The sequence below is a fragment of the Alcaligenes sp. Lyrl_28 genome, assembly GCF_051948705.1.
Taxonomy (GTDB): domain Bacteria; phylum Pseudomonadota; class Gammaproteobacteria; order Burkholderiales; family Burkholderiaceae_B; genus Alcaligenes; species Alcaligenes ammonioxydans.
The window spans coordinates 225,081-239,328 of the sequence record NZ_JAYJLG010000003.1; the positions used below are offsets into that span (position 1 = coordinate 225,081).

Sequence of the window (14,248 nt, forward strand, 5' to 3'; positions counted from 1 at the left end):
TTGTAATTATATGTTCTTAAATGAAATTAATGCGGGGTATTCCGCTTACCCCGCATTATCTGGCACACATCGCTTTAGTTCAAGGCGGGCATAGGATGACGAGGCGCCACGTGATGCACGTCCTGCAAACGGAAGCGGAACCGCACATTCGCATCCTGACTGTGAGCATCGGCCGTGTAGGTCGTGCAGCCATGTACGGGTGAACTGAAGATCACCGTGCCGGCCATGCGCGGGCCGTTCTTGGGTTGTAGATAAACCGTATCGCCAATGCGAATATCGGTTTTGTTCAGGGCAATATGCTCAGGACGCGAGATCAAGCCAGTTGGATAGATATTTTTCATGTTTTTTTCCTTATCGTGTGGCGTCATTACATCGTTTTTTTATTGAGATTTGATGACACCATGATGGACCGGACTCCACACGGAGACCAGGCCATTACTATTTCAATGTAGATCTTTGCTGACTGGACGACAAATGCACCAGACAAACAAGCTCTGTTGTGGCATGGACAGCGCCTTATTCGTTTGCCAAGCAAATGGACGCAGCGAGACCGCTACGATGCAAAAAATAAGTCTGGATGTGGCTGTCGTCGCCGTAGTGAATGAATACCCGCATGTTTGGGGGACATGCCAAAAGGTCAGCAGGACCTAAGTAGATGGGTACATTCCAAAAAATTTGACCGCATATTTTTAATCTAATGGATGTGTTGCTGCGATCAGTCATTCATTAAGACATGATTCGATGGCTTTGTCAAGATATAAAGCGGCAAAGGTATCGGAGGGCGATGTTTCTGACCCACGTCGTGGGGAGTGCTTGTCTTGGTATTTGGGGCTGCCTGTTCTGGCTGATCTAGAATGGATTCCTTGTCTTTTTGCCTTTTGTTGTCGCGACTCATGATTACCATTACCGGTTTGTTTACTCATCCCATCAAGTCCTGCGCAGCCCAGGCGCACCCGCAGGGGGTGCTGGCGAGTGTGGCAGGCCTGGCTTACGACCGAGAGTGGGTGGTGGTCGATCAGCAAGGCGTATTCATGACCCAGCGCCGCTGGCCCCGAATGGCTTTGATTCGCCCTGTTGTGCAGGATGGGCGAATCACCGTCCAGGCGCCCGGTATGGAAACCTTGTCCTGGTCTCTGGACGCGCCGGTCGGCGAGAACGTCGCCGTGTCGGTGCGTATCTGGAGCTCGGACACCTTGGGCCGGGATGAGGGCGACCTGGTCGCACACTGGTTCAGTGATTTTTTGCAAACCCCATGTCGGGTGCTGCGCAGGCATAGCCGGGCCCGTCGTCATGTCTTGACCGAACGTGTGCGTCCCTGGGAAGAAAAGTCACAGGGCTGGCGTTCAATCGGCGATCAGCAACAGGGTTTTGGCTTTGCGGATGCACTGCCTTTCTTGTTTATCAATGAAGCGTCCGTGGAAGAATTGAATCGTCTGGTGCAGCAGTCCGGTGAGCAGGCCGTGCCCGTCGATCGTTTCCGTGCCAATGTGGTTTTCAAGGGTCTGCCTGCCTACGAGGAAGATTATGTCCTTGGCCTGAGCAGCGAAGGATTAAGTTTTGCCTTCGTTCGCCAATGTACTCGTTGCCCTATGCCTAACGTGAATCAGCTCACCGCCGAGATCGGCACGCAGCCAGGCCTGGCCTTGGCGCAAAGTCGCCAGTTTGCGCAAGGTACCTTGTTCGGCATGCAGGCCATGCTGGTCGAGTCACCCGCTCAGAGGCTAACGATTGGTCAGACCCTGGATGTGGAATACAGTTTTTAGGGCGCTGGCGGGCTTGAGTGCCTGAGAGGCGGGCAAGAGGCTTCAGGCATAGTCCAGGGGCAGGCGTGTCGTGAACTTGATTTGCTCCATGGCAAAGCTGGAGCTGACATCGGTCAGCTCAATTTCCGAGATCAGGCGCTGGTAAACACGATCAAAACTCTTGATGTCCGGTACCACGACGCGTAGTAAATAGTCGGTATCGCCGCTCATGCGATAGAACTCCACGATCTGAGGAATGGCCTCGACCACGGCGGAAAACTGGCTGTACCACTGCTTGTTGTGCTGATTCGTTTTGATGGCCACAAACACCGTGACACCCACATTCAGCTTTTCCGGGCTGAGCAGCGCCACTCGCTTTTCGATATAGCCATCTTGCTCCAACCGTTGTATGCGACGCCAGCATGGGGTGCTGGACAAACCGACACGATCGGCAATGTCCTGGATGGGCAAAGTGGCGTCGTTTTGCAGTATTTCCAGGATGTGCTTGTCGAACTTATCCAGCATAAGAAAAAATTCCCAATAAAAAGGATGGATGAGGATTTTTATTCTATTTATTCTCCTTATCCTAGGGTGAAAAGGCAATAATTGCCTGCCTGCTCTTGCGTAGACTGTTTCCATTCATCTCTTGTGAACAGGACCAGGAAAACAGCATGCAGGATTGCGATTATCAAAATACCCGTTTGACGCATATGGGTCGGGACAGCCGTGTGTCAGGCGGCTTTGTCAATGTACCCATTTGCCGGGGGTCGACCATTTTGGCCGACAATCTGGAGCAATGGACACAGCGCAAAGAGCCTGATAACCCGTACGCCTCTTATGGTCGTTTCACCAACCCCACCTTGCAGACCCTGACACAGGCCGTGGCCGAGCTGGAAGGGGGATTTCAGGCCAGTGTGTTTCCTTCCGGTCTGGCTGCTTGTACCCACACCTTGCTGGGCATGCTGGAAGTGGGTGACCATTTGCTCTTGCCTGATTCGATTTATGGTCCGATGCGCACGTTTGCGCAGCAGGTGCTGGCTGGCCGGATGCGTATTCAGGTTCAGTTTTACGAGCCCTGCATCGGAGAGGGGATCGCTCGTCTGATTCGTCCCAACACCAAGGTCGTGTATGTGGAGTCCCCGGGGTCTGCCACTTTTGAGATCCAGGATATCCCCGCTATCGCGCGTTGCGCGCATGCAGCCGGGGCCTATGTATTGCTGGACAACACGTGGGCCACACCTTTGTTTTTCCAAGCTTTTGAGCACGGTGTGGATGTGTCCATACAGGCCGCCACCAAGTATTTGACCGGGCATTCGGATGCCTTGCTGGGGGTTGCGACTGCTAATGAGCGGGCCTGGCCTTTGCTGCGCCGTGCGGCACATGATTTTGGCCAGACAGCGGGGCCAGATGATGCCTTTTTGGCGTTGCGAGGCTTGCGCACCTTAGGCGTGCGCCTGCGTCAGCATCAGGCCAGCGCCTTGCAGATTGCGCGTTTTCTTGAACATCATCCGCAGGTGCGTCAGGTATTGCATCCTGCACTGGAATCGCACCCCGGGCATGCTATCTGGAAGCGGGACTTCACCGGCGCAACTGGCCTGTTCGGCGTGGTGCTCGAGCCCTTGAGCCACGAGCAGCTCTCACGCTTTTTTAAAGCCTTGCAGCTGTTCGGTATTGGCCTGTCCTGGGGCGGCTTTGAAAGTCTGGCTTTGCCCATCGATATGCCCAAACGCAACGGGCGTGCCTTGTTTGGCGAAGGACAACTGCTGCGTTTGCATGTCGGGCTGGAGGAGCCCGGGCACTTACAGCAGGATCTGGCGCAGGCTCTGGACGCGGCCTATGCGGTGGAAACGTCCGAAAACTCCGTAGGCTTGCGCTTAGTTGCCCAGCAGGCTTAATTGCTGGTTTTCTTGCCGGGCGATCAGGCGGCGTGTCTGCTCCTCGCTGATATCCAGGCTGGGGTCATCCAAGGATGGCTGCGCCGGGCTGGAGATGCGTTCTGCAATCCGGTTCCAGCGCAAACCCAGTTTGCTGGGCTTGGCAGGACGGCGACGACTGCGAGGAGCGGTTTCGTGTTGGTCCGGTGAGTATTGGGTGAGATCAAACTGGCCGGTCACAATCCCCACTTGCTTGAGCAAGACCATGGCTTGCAGGGGGCTTTTGAAGCTGCGTGGATCTTTACTGCGGGCGGTGACCAGCACCGCCTGTCCGGCACGCGTGGCTACCTGTACAAAAAAATGATTGCCTTGTCCTTTGATGGACACACCCAAAATTCCCCCTGCCTGCGTGGCGGCACGCAGTTGCTGAAGGGTAAAGGTGACGATTGCGCCTTGACAGGGCAAAGAGGACATAAATTAGCGCTCAATAAAAAAAGCCCGCCGTGGCGGGCTGGCCGGGCAAATAGCTGCGTCCCCCAAGAGGAGACTCAAGGGCGACATTATGCCAAAAAATAGTCGGCTCGTGGTTTGTGCCGCGCAAGAGAGCTCGCCTCAGACCCAGTCACCTCTCAGGCGCTTGCCGGAGCGCACAGGCGCGGCAAAATGTGATTGGCCAGCAAGGGGGCGAGGGTCAGAGAACGGATTTCTTGAGGGCTGACCCAGCGGGCTTCCTCCAGTTCGGCTGCCGCCTGGATGTCGCGCTCTACTGATAGGGTAAACACATGGGCATGAACTATATGGCCGGGCTCGTTGGCGGCGGGGCTTTCAAAGTACGCCTCATAGCGGGCCTGCGCAGTTTCCTGTGCTGTCAGCCCAAGCTCTTCCTCCAGTTCGCGCTGCAAGGCTTGTAAAGGTGTCTCACCAGCCTCCAGCTTGCCACCCGCCTGCATGTAATAGGCGCTGCCACGTTTGCGGACCAGCAGGATTTGTCCGGCAGGATTGGTGATATAGGCCGCGGCCAGCAAGATGACAGGAGGAGACATGGAATCTTCAAGCAAAAAAGGAAGCCAGGATCGGTTCAAGCAGGCTATTTTTGCACAGGGTCTGAAGACGTGTCATCCAGGGTTTTGCTGCGGAGCAGATAACGGGTGGCAAAAATGCCGGGAATCAGCAAACCCAGACGGTACCAGCCCAAGTGGCTGGTCAACCACGCGGACACTGCCAGCGACAGCCACAAGATGATCAATGCTCGACGCTTGGCCTGGCGTGTCAGCCCCTGGCCGTTCTCCCAGTTGCGCAGGTAAGGGCCAAGATGGCGCTGATGCAGCAGCCATTGGTGAAAACGTGGGGAGCTACGCGAAAAGCACCAGGCGGCCAGCAGGACAAATGGCGTGGTGGGCAGCAAAGGCAAAATAGCGCCGGCAATGGCCAGCGCCACACAAATCCACCCGGCGCACAACAGGGCGTAGCGCATCATTGTTTAGCGTGGCACACGGCCCAGCATATAAAACTCGTCATTGCAGCGCATGGACATGAAATTGGCCATGCGATTGCTCAAACCGAAAAAAGCACTGATGCCGGCAATGTCCCAGGCGTCTTCGTCGCTAAACCCGTGCTCGTGCAGCGCCTGGAAGTCGGCCTCGTCAATATCCTGGGCGTTTTGCGAGACTTTCAGAGCGAAAGCCAGCATTGCTTTTTGGCGAGCGCTAATGTCGGCCTTGCGCCAGTTGACGGCAACCTGGTCTGCCACCAGCGGGTTTTTGGCGCGGATACGTAAAATCGCGCCGTGGGCGATCACACAGTAATGGCATTGATTGGCCGCCGAGGTGGCCACCACAATCATTTCCCGATCAGCCTGGCTCAGGCCGCTGGGTTTTTCCATCAAGGCGTCATGATAGGCAAAAAAGGCACGGAACTCGTCAGGCCGATGAGCCAGGGCCAGAAACACATTGGGTATGAAGCCGGATTTTTCCTGCACTGCTTCAATACGGCTGCGAATATCGTCGGGCATTTCGGCCAGGGCAGGGACGGGGTAGCGGCTGATGGCAGCGTGAGCGGGTGTCTCGGGCATGGCAGGTCTCCAGGTAAAAAAGCGTGTTCTAGTTCATCGGGTAATTAAATCCAGCTACGCAAAGGTGTCCAGGGTCGGTCAAGGCGATATAATGACATATTGATCCGGCCGCGGGCAGGGCTCTTGTCGAGAGCCTGACAGGCGGAACTGTACTTGCACACCACTACTGACGCGATAATGACAACCATCCTTGAATCTCTTCCAGTCGGCCAGAAGGTCGGCATTGCCTTTTCCGGTGGCCTGGACACCAGCGCTGCCCTTTTGTGGATGCGCAATAAGGGCGCCATCCCTTACGCCTACACCGCCAATCTGGGTCAGCCCGACGAGCCCGATTACGATGCCATCCCTCGCAAGGCCAAGGAATACGGCGCCACCTTGGCCCGCTTGGTGGATTGCCGTCAGCAACTGGTGGCCGAAGGGATTGCCGCTTTGCAGTGCAACGCTTTTCATATCACCACGGGCGGTGTCACCTACTTCAACACCACGCCTATTGGCCGCGCTGTAACCGGTACCATGCTGGTGGCCGCCATGAAAGAGGACGATGTTCATATCTGGGGCGATGGCAGCACCTACAAGGGCAACGACATTGAGCGTTTCTACCGCTACGGTTTGTTGACCAACCCCGAACTGAAGATTTACAAGCCTTGGCTGGACCAGACCTTTATTGATGAGCTGGGTGGCCGTGCCGAGATGTCCGAGTACATGCAGGAAAACGGTTTCGACTACAAGATGTCGGCCGAGAAAGCCTACTCCACCGATTCCAACATGCTGGGTGCCACGCATGAGGCCAAGGATCTGGAGTACCTGAATGCCGGCATCAATATCGTCAAACCCATTATGGGTGTCGCGTTCTGGCGTGACGATGTGGCCGTGCCTGCTGAACAAGTGCGTGTGCGCTTTGAGGAAGGTCAGCCTGTTGCTCTGAACGGTGTGGAATTCTCCGACCCTGTGGAACTGATGCTGGAAGCGAACCGCATCGGCGGCCGTCATGGTCTGGGCATGAGCGACCAGATCGAAAACCGCATCATCGAAGCCAAGAGCCGTGGCATTTACGAAGCCCCCGGCATGGCTTTGCTGCACATTGCTTACGAGCGTCTGGTAACGGGTATTCACAACGAAGACACCATTGAACAGTACCGCATCAACGGTCTGCGTTTGGGTCGTCTGTTGTACCAAGGCCGTTGGTTCGACCCACAAGCCATCATGCTGCGTGAAACCGCTCAGCGCTGGGTGGCTCGTGCGGTGACGGGCGAAGTGACGCTGGAACTGCGCCGCGGTAATGACTACTCCATCTTGGATACCGTCTCGCCTAACCTGACCTACAAGGCCGAGCGTCTGAGCATGGAAAAAGTGGATAGCATGTTCTCGCCACGCGACCGTATCGGTCAGTTGACCATGCGCAATCTGGACATCGTGGACACACGCGACAAGCTGTTCACCTACACACAAGCTGGCCTGTTGGCTCCTGCGGCCGGTTCGGCTGTGCCTCAGCTGAAAGACAGCAAGAAGTAAGACCTGCCTTGCAGATCGGGGTGTCTCTGAACGGAGCGCCCTGGTTTGAGGCAGCGCCAACAAAATACCCCAATCCCTGTTGGATCAGGCATTGGGGTATTTTTGTGCATGCGGCGAGTCCCGGTGTGTCTGGTAACGATCCTGTTTAAGCGTTTCAGCGTTTGCTGATCGCGCCGGACCAATGGGTTGCATCTATCTATCCTCAACCGGGGTTGAGGAGGGCAGCAAGGCCGCGCTACCCAGAGAAAGTGCTGCGCAGCGAATCAGTCGATGAGTTTGCCACTGGGTTCATGGAAGGCGAAGGGGCCGTCGAACTGGCCCACCGTAGCGGTGTGAGTGACAATCTGCCCGTGGCTATCGAGGGCGTGGACGGCATAGCCCGGCGGCTCCAGCGTCCAGGCAGAGGCGGCATCATCAGCCAGGTCCAGACACACCTGATGCGCGACTGAAGGGGCCGTGCTGGCTATTGTTCCACCAAAACGGATCTGGATACTACGATGCAAATGCCCGCTGATGACCCGTTCGACCTGCGTGTGCTGACGAACAATCGCTTCCAGTTGCGCAGCGCCCTGCAGCAGGCCAATCCTGTCCATATGACCGATCAGGGTGTTGAACGGCGGGTGGTGCAGGGCAATGACAGTGGGACGTGTAGCGTGCTTTGCCAGTTCAGCAGCCAGCCAATCCAGTTGCGCCTGATCCAGGCTGCCTGCGCTGGCTCCCGCGACGGCACTGTCCAGCGCCAGCAGTCTGAGCCCTCCAATATCGACGCCGTAGCAAACCGGCCCGGTTTTGCCCAAATACGTATGGTCGGGGAAGCTTTCCCGTAGTTGCTGCCGGTCATCATGATTGCCTGGCAGCAGGTAGACGGGAATCGAGTCCAGCGGCGCGAGTAATCTGCGCAGTTGCGCATATTCCCGGGCTCGCCCAAAGTCAGTCAGATCGCCTGTCAGCACGATGGCATCCGGTCTTTGAGGCAGCGCCAGAGCATGGTCGATGGCAGCCTGCAAATAGGGGGCGGTATTGAGTCGTCCGTAGGCCAGTCGGCCTTCTTCCCGTATATGCGGGTCGGTCATTTGAATCAGTAGGGTGTTGAGCATCGGTATCAGGTCGCGCTGTGCGCTCCGTGTTGTTATCAGGTGGGGGCCCAAGGGAACCAGGCCTGGGCTGACCGGAAGGTGTGACTGCCTCAGGACATCGGCACCGAGCCAGGTATCAGCGAGTCCGGGTTGAGCTGAATACCCACTGTGCTGCCGAGCACGGCGGCATGGTCACGATCTACCTCGGCAATCAGGGGAGCTTGTCCGGCGACCTCCAGGGTCAGCTGGACCCGCCCGCCCATAAAACTGCGTTGCTGAACACGCGCCCGTGCCCAGCCAGCCGGTGCCTCCATGCACACACGGATGTCCTCTGGGCGTAATAGTAATTCCTGTGACCCGCGTAAAGCCTCGGGGCAGGCCAGGTGCAGGTCTGCCAGCCGCACATCGTTATGAAACAGGCTTTGTGCGTTACGTTGCAGGACGTTGACGCGCCCCAGGAAAGTGGCGACAAACGGATGGGCGGGATGCCGGTACAGGCTTTCTCCGTCGCCAATTTGAATAATGCGGCCTTCGTGCATGACGGCCAGCCGGTCAGCAATGGCAAAGGCTTCCTGTTGATCGTGGGTGACGTGAATGGCGGTAATGCGCAGGCGTCGCAGCAGCTCGGCCAGTTCATCGCGCAACGAGACTTTCAGCTTGGCATCCAGGGCAGCCAGGGGCTCGTCCAGGAGCAGGACACGGGGTTGATTGGCGATGGCGCGGGCGATCGCAACCCGTTGTCGCTGTCCACCGGACAGGGCAGAAGGCAGGCGTTTTTCCAGACCATTCAGGCGCATCAGATCGACCAGTTCGCCTACCCGTTGCTGGCGCTCCGCTAGGGCCATGCCTTTGATTTTCGGGCCATAGCCGATGTTTGCCTCAACCGTCATGGCCGGAAACAGGGCGTAATGTTGAAACACCATGCCGACTTCGCGTTTTTCAATCGGCAGATGGGTAACGTCCTGTCCGTCGAACAGGATGCGGCTACCGGCATCGGGCATTTCCAGACCGGCGATCAGCCGCAGCAAGGTGGTCTTGCCGCAGCCCGAGGGGCCCAGCAGCGCCATGACTTCACCCGGGGCGATATCCAGGGTGCTGGGGTGCAAACCCCGTGTGCCATCCGCATAGGTTTTGGCGCATTGTTCAATGCGCACGGGTACGTGTTTAGTTTCCATATTGTTTCTCCAGCAAGCGCGCCAGGGCTTGCAGTGCCCAGAGCACGGGCAAGATGACAAGCATAAAAATCAGCGTATAGGCCGAACCCACTTCGATGCGCATGGAGGCGTAGCTGTCGGCCAAGCCCACTGGCAAGGTACGTGTCAGGGGGGTGTGGAGCATCCAGGTCAGGTTGAACTCCCCCAGCGACAGGGTGAAAACCATCAGGCTGCCGGCGACAACGGCGGGCAAGATGGCGGGAAGTAAAATCCCGAAAAAGATTTGAGTGAAACTGGCCCCCAGGGATCGGGCTGCTTCCTCCAGATCAACCAGGCTGCGTTTTTGCAGGGCGGCGGTGGTGGTGCGCACCATAAACGGCAGGGTAAATACAATGTGACCGACCAGAATGAACCAGAAGCTCTGGCGAAAGCCTTGCAGTGAACCGTAAGCCAGTAGCAGGGCAAGGGCGGAGGCCATGCCGGGCACGGCCACGGGCAAGGTCAGCAGCTCCTCGAAACTGCGAGCCAGGCGGGAGCGGCTACGGGCCAGTGCATAGGCGCAAGGCAGTCCCAGTAGGATGGCCGCCAGGACACAGAGCAGGGCCAGTTGCAGCGATAGCCAGACCGTACCGCCGTAGTTTGCCCAGACTTGTTCGAGCCATTTCAGCGTCAGGCCGCTTTTCAGACCGATGCGGTAGTTGTTGACCAGTCCTGCCATGACCGAAACCAGGATGGGGCCCAGCAGGAACAGGATGGTCAGGCCGGTAAGCGCCAGGAGCAGGGGAGCGGGCCGCTGAGGATGGGATAGCATTTTTGTGCTCATGAATGTCCTCACACCACCACCGCGGGGTCGCGCACCACGCGCCGGGCCAGCCACAAGGTAAACCATGTCAGCAGCCCCAACGATATGGACAAGCTGGCAGCCAAGGTGAAATTCGCATAGTTGGTAAATTCGTTGTAGATCGTGATGGGCAAGACTTCGTAGCGGCTGGACAAGGTGAAGGCCGTCCCGAAGGCACCCATGGAAGTGGCAAATACGATGGCGCCGCAGGACAGCGACGTTGGCGCCAGCTCCGGTATCCAGACGTCCCGGACAATATCCCAGCGTGTGGCACCACAGGAGCGGGCCGCTTCCTCCAGATTGCGGTCTATGGATTGGGCCGCGGCGGTGTAGGTGGCAATGGCGCGAGGCAGGGAAAAGTACAGATAAGCCAGAAACAGACCCAGCAGGCTATAGGCAAACGTGATCCGCCCCAACCCCAGATCCTGGGTGATCTGGGCCAGCAGCCCCTGGCGACCACCCAGCAAGATGATGAAAAAACCCACGATGACGCCGGGAAAAGAGAGGGGAAGCGTCATCAAGGCGAGCAGCAGGCGTTTGGCAGGCACGCGGTGGCGGGCCATCACGATGCCAACGATGGCGCCGAGCACCAAGGTGGCCAGGGTCACCAGAGCGGACAGGAGCAGCGTTTGCAGCAGGGCCTGCAAGTACCGTCCCGATGTCAACACGACCCAGTAGGTGTCTATGCCTTCCTGAGCGGGCAATGCCAGAAGCTGTATCGCCGGCAACAGCCAGAACGCGGCAAAAAAAGCGACGGCAGGTGCCGAGCACAGGGGCAGCAGGTAGGTGGCTTGCATACGCTAACTCCGTCTGGACCGCTTAGCGGACCTCAGCCAGGTAACGCTCAGCAAAAGGCTTCTGACCTTGTGCCATGCGTGCGTAGTTAACGGCCTTGGCGCGCGCGTAGTCGCTGTCAGGCAGGAAGCGTGACTGTGCCTGCTCGCTGATGGCACTGCTGCGAATCGGGCGCAGGAAGGCATTGGCCCAGATAGCCTGGCCTTGCTCGGAGAGCACGAAATCCAGTACTTTGCGTCCCTGTTCGGCATGTGGGGCGTTCTTGACCAGCGACATGACGTACGGCACCACAATCGTGCCTTCCTGGGGAATGACGAATGCTACATCTTCCCCGTCTTTATATTGTGCGCGGTAGGCGCTGAAATCATAGTCCAGCAAGATGGGGATCTCGCCGGAAATCAGGCGAGCATAAGCGGTTTGCTTGGGGACGATGGGATTGTTCTGTTGCAGGGCCTTGAACCAGTTGATGGCGGGGTCAAAGTTGTCCATATTGCCGCCCAGGGCCTCGTTGATCGCAACGGCGCCGACATAGCCCACGAAGGCAGAGGAAGGGTCCAGATAGCCCACCAGACCTTTGTATTCTGGCTTGAGCAGATCGTTCCAGGACGTGGGCACTGGTACATCGCCCAAGGCCGATTTATTGACCATGATGCCCATGGTGCCCGAATGAATCGCGAACCAATGCCCTTGCGGATCTTTCAATCCTTCCGGAATCTGTTCCCAGCCTTCGGGTTTATAGGCTTGGGTCACGCCGTCTTTCTGGGCCTGGATGGCAAAGGTGATGCCCAGATACGTGACGTCAGCGACCGGATTGGCGGATTCGGCCAGTAGTTGAGCCAGTGACTGGCCGGAGTTCTTGTTATCGGGCGGCACGGTAATGCCGGTATGTTGCTTGATGGCTTCGATCTGGCTGGCCCAATCGGCCCATTCAGGGGGACAGTTGTAGCAAATGGCGGTCTGCGCGGCGACTGCGCTTCCCATTGTCATCAGGGCCAGGGGCAGTGCCACGCGGCAAGCCAATGTGCTCAGCATATGTTTCATGGTTGATCACTCCAGTTAGTAAGTGGTGTCAGGCAAAAGCCGGGAATGGCTTGAACGCAGGGGTGGTGGGAAAGAGTCCCACAGAGGAAAGGGGCCTCATCCTGTATGGGCCCTTGGTGAGCAAGGGGCAGGGGCGCAGGACTCGCCCCGGTCGAAGGTGTAGGGCAGCAGAACCGAGGCCTGCGCGGAAACTGTTTTTTGCTGGGCCACTGCCTCCAGCAGCAGGCCGATGCATTGGCGACCAATTTCTTCATTGGGCTGTGCGATGGTGGCCGGACGCGGAAACAGTTCAGCCCCTAGCGCAATGCCATCAAAGCCGATCACGCTGATATCGTTGGGAACCTGCAGGCCAATCTGTTGTGCCGTGCGCAGACAGCGAATGGCAATCAGATCATTGGAGCCAATCAAGGCCGTGGGACGTTCGGGCTGGCGCAAAAGTCGGGCGACGCTGGCAAGATGCACACCGTCAGAATGTGGCGTTTGCTCCTCTTCGCCCTGATCCATGAACGGCACTTCCAGCAGTGGCATGGGCGCCAGACCCGCCTTGTCCATTCCTTTTAGATAGCCATGGCTGCGTTGCTGGGCGCGATCAGACACATGCAGATGACCGCTTACCATGGCAATGCGGCGATGGCCCAGTGTGGCCAGATGGCGGATCAATTCAATCATGGCCTGCTCGCCGTTGACGGTGACGCAAGGATGCTCGGGGTGCTGGTTGTAAGCCAGTACGTAGGGACAGCGAGTCTTGCCCAGTCGCACTAAAGCAGGGGAATGAGCCGGGTTGGAGACCACCAGCACAATGCCTTCCACATTGCTGGCCAGGAGCAAGGCGACTGCCTGGGATTCACGTTCAAGGTGGTAGTCGGTAAAGAAGGGCAAGATGGCATAGCCGCCGCGGGCTGCCGTATCGGCGATGCCTTTCAAACACTCGGCAAAAACGGGGTTGAGCAAGGTAGGCAAGACGACGCCGATGACCCGACTGCGTTGGCTGCGCAGACTGCGTGCCGAGGCATTGGGCTCATACCCCAGCGCGTCGATCGCGGCTTGCACGCGAAGGCGGGTCTTTTCGCCCACCTTTTCTGGCTCATTGAGCACGCGCGATACCGTGGCAACCGATACCTGGGCTGCTCTGGCGACATCCAGTATTCCTACATTGGCCATGACACCCAGCCGTCAAAATGAAAACGATTACATTTGAGCAAAGGCATATGTCAGGCAAATGACGAACTGTGTTTTTGTTTGCAGCAGACATCCCCTTGATGCCACTTATACGAGCCTGATCGCAAACAGATCCTGGTCTTGATACGGCCAGTTCTACAGTGAGTTCTCCTGAACAACAGGCCTGCGCGGTCAGGCATTCACGTCATGAAACCCATTCTTGTTTTGCAGCACGAGGCAACGCAAGGGCCGGGAGTGCTGCTGGATCATCTGGAGAGCCATGGTCTTCCCCATCACTTGTGCATGTCGCCGCTGGAGGGCGGGGCGCCGGTATCCGCTCGTGATTACAGCGGGGTGGTCGTGCTGGGCAGTGATCGCAGTGTCCATGATTGTTTGCCCTGGATAGAGCAGGAGCACGAACTATTGCAGGACGCGGTTCGGCGCCATGTTCCGGTTCTGGGCCATTGCTTTGGGGCGCAACTGCTGGCTCGTTGCCTTGGGGCTCAAGTGCAGCGCAACCCATATCCGAACATAGGTTGGGGCCAGGTTTGGAGCAGCCCTTACGCGCAGCGTGTCATGGGCCTGCCCAAGCGTGCCATGCTGTTTAACTGGCATTACGACACCTTCCAGATTCCCTCGGGGGCCAGCCGGACTTTATACGGTCCTCATTGCTTGAATAAAGGTTTCTGCCTGGGTCCGCATTGGGCCTTTCAAGGCCATCTGGAAGTGACCGCCGATAGCATCCGACAGTGGTGCGACCACGGCCGCCACGAGCTGGAGCAGGTATACGGTCCTGCGGCTCAGGATGCACAACATATCTTGTGGGGCCTGGATCAGCATTTAAGCCCCTTGCACCTTATTGCCAGACAGGCCTATCAACGCTGGACAGACCAGTTGATGGAGCGTGCCGGCCTCGCCCTGGTCCAAATCCATATGCCGTCTTTATACGTGGGCCAGTAAACACTGCTCTGAATTTATGCCGTC

16 protein-coding genes are annotated in these 14,248 nt (G+C 57.5%); 4 read left to right on the forward strand and 12 right to left on the reverse strand.

What is annotated here, in order from left to right:
* Positions 1 to 74: 74 nt before the first annotated feature.
* Complete coding sequence (locus tag VF694_RS08780) at positions 75 to 341, reverse strand: hypothetical protein (protein ID WP_003801561.1); 267 nt, start codon at positions 339 to 341, stop codon at positions 75 to 77.
* A gap of 552 nt (positions 342 to 893) precedes the next feature.
* On the opposite strand from VF694_RS08780, the gene VF694_RS08785 reads away from it, so the two are divergent.
* Positions 894 to 1,763 (forward strand): MOSC domain-containing protein, encoded by an 870-nt coding sequence (locus tag VF694_RS08785; RefSeq protein ID WP_100214826.1) that lies wholly within the window; start codon positions 894 to 896, stop codon positions 1,761 to 1,763.
* Between the two features lie 42 nt (positions 1,764 to 1,805).
* Here the strand turns inward: VF694_RS08785 and VF694_RS08790 are convergent, their stop codons facing one another.
* A complete protein-coding gene (locus tag VF694_RS08790; protein WP_440164323.1) occupies positions 1,806 to 2,264 on the reverse strand; it encodes an Lrp/AsnC family transcriptional regulator in 459 nt (152 codons plus the stop codon).
* A gap of 149 nt (positions 2,265 to 2,413) precedes the next feature.
* Between VF694_RS08790 and metC the strand changes: the two genes are divergently transcribed.
* Positions 2,414 to 3,637 carry a cystathionine beta-lyase gene (metC, locus tag VF694_RS08795; RefSeq protein WP_003801555.1) on the forward strand — a complete coding sequence of 408 codons (1,224 nt, stop codon included), beginning with the start codon at positions 2,414 to 2,416 and terminating at the stop codon, positions 3,635 to 3,637.
* Here the strand turns inward: metC and VF694_RS08800 are convergent.
* The 4 genes from VF694_RS08800 to VF694_RS08815 all read right to left on the reverse strand — a co-directional run bounded on the left by VF694_RS08800 (position 3,617) and on the right by VF694_RS08815 (position 5,687).
* Positions 3,617 to 4,090, reverse strand: coding sequence for a hypothetical protein (locus VF694_RS08800; RefSeq protein ID WP_003801553.1), 474 nt, complete (start codon positions 4,088 to 4,090; stop codon positions 3,617 to 3,619). The genes metC and VF694_RS08800 overlap by 21 nt on opposite strands.
* 155 nt (positions 4,091 to 4,245) lie before the next feature.
* Entirely contained in the window at positions 4,246 to 4,659 is a 414-nt protein-coding gene (locus tag VF694_RS08805) for an NUDIX hydrolase (protein WP_440164120.1), read from the reverse strand.
* A gap of 44 nt (positions 4,660 to 4,703) precedes the next feature.
* Positions 4,704 to 5,093 (reverse strand): YbaN family protein, encoded by a 390-nt coding sequence (locus VF694_RS08810; protein WP_440164122.1) that lies wholly within the window; start codon positions 5,091 to 5,093, stop codon positions 4,704 to 4,706.
* A gap of 3 nt (positions 5,094 to 5,096) precedes the next feature.
* A complete protein-coding gene (locus VF694_RS08815) occupies positions 5,097 to 5,687 on the reverse strand; it encodes a peroxidase-related enzyme (protein ID WP_003801546.1) in 591 nt (196 codons plus the stop codon).
* A 177-nt stretch (positions 5,688 to 5,864) separates the two neighbouring features.
* On the opposite strand from VF694_RS08815, the gene argG reads away from it, so the two are divergent.
* The gene (gene argG, locus VF694_RS08820; RefSeq protein WP_003801544.1) at positions 5,865 to 7,199 is read left to right on the forward strand and encodes an argininosuccinate synthase; all 1,335 of its coding nucleotides are present in this window, start codon (positions 5,865 to 5,867) and stop codon (positions 7,197 to 7,199) included.
* Positions 7,200 to 7,462: 263 nt separating this feature from the next.
* On the opposite strand, the gene VF694_RS08825 is transcribed toward argG, so the two are convergent.
* From VF694_RS08825 to VF694_RS08850, 6 genes are all read right to left on the reverse strand, one after another.
* The gene (locus VF694_RS08825; protein WP_240208826.1) at positions 7,463 to 8,296 is read right to left on the reverse strand and encodes a phosphodiesterase; all 834 of its coding nucleotides are present in this window, start codon (positions 8,294 to 8,296) and stop codon (positions 7,463 to 7,465) included.
* 89 nt (positions 8,297 to 8,385) lie between these two features.
* Positions 8,386 to 9,450: an ABC transporter ATP-binding protein gene (locus VF694_RS08830; protein WP_440164123.1), complete on the reverse strand. Its 1,065-nt coding sequence runs from the start codon at positions 9,448 to 9,450 to the stop codon at positions 8,386 to 8,388.
* Positions 9,440 to 10,252: an ABC transporter permease gene (locus tag VF694_RS08835; RefSeq protein ID WP_440164125.1), complete on the reverse strand. Its 813-nt coding sequence runs from the start codon at positions 10,250 to 10,252 to the stop codon at positions 9,440 to 9,442. The genes VF694_RS08830 and VF694_RS08835 overlap by 11 nt, the downstream gene beginning before the upstream one ends.
* An 8-nt stretch (positions 10,253 to 10,260) precedes the next feature.
* The gene (locus VF694_RS08840) at positions 10,261 to 11,067 is read right to left on the reverse strand and encodes an ABC transporter permease (RefSeq protein WP_301607157.1); all 807 of its coding nucleotides are present in this window, start codon (positions 11,065 to 11,067) and stop codon (positions 10,261 to 10,263) included.
* A 22-nt stretch (positions 11,068 to 11,089) separates the two neighbouring features.
* Positions 11,090 to 12,097 carry an ABC transporter substrate-binding protein gene (locus tag VF694_RS08845; protein WP_415302355.1) on the reverse strand — a complete coding sequence of 336 codons (1,008 nt, stop codon included), beginning with the start codon at positions 12,095 to 12,097 and terminating at the stop codon, positions 11,090 to 11,092.
* A gap of 105 nt (positions 12,098 to 12,202) precedes the next feature.
* On the reverse strand, positions 12,203 to 13,267 hold the full coding sequence (locus tag VF694_RS08850) for a LacI family DNA-binding transcriptional regulator (RefSeq protein ID WP_240208825.1): 1,065 nt from the start codon (positions 13,265 to 13,267) through the stop codon (positions 12,203 to 12,205).
* Positions 13,268 to 13,471: 204 nt separating this feature from the next.
* Between VF694_RS08850 and VF694_RS08855 the strand changes: the two genes are divergently transcribed.
* Positions 13,472 to 14,224 carry a type 1 glutamine amidotransferase gene (locus tag VF694_RS08855; RefSeq protein ID WP_003801529.1) on the forward strand — a complete coding sequence of 251 codons (753 nt, stop codon included), beginning with the start codon at positions 13,472 to 13,474 and terminating at the stop codon, positions 14,222 to 14,224.
* Positions 14,225 to 14,248: the final 24 nt, after the last annotated feature.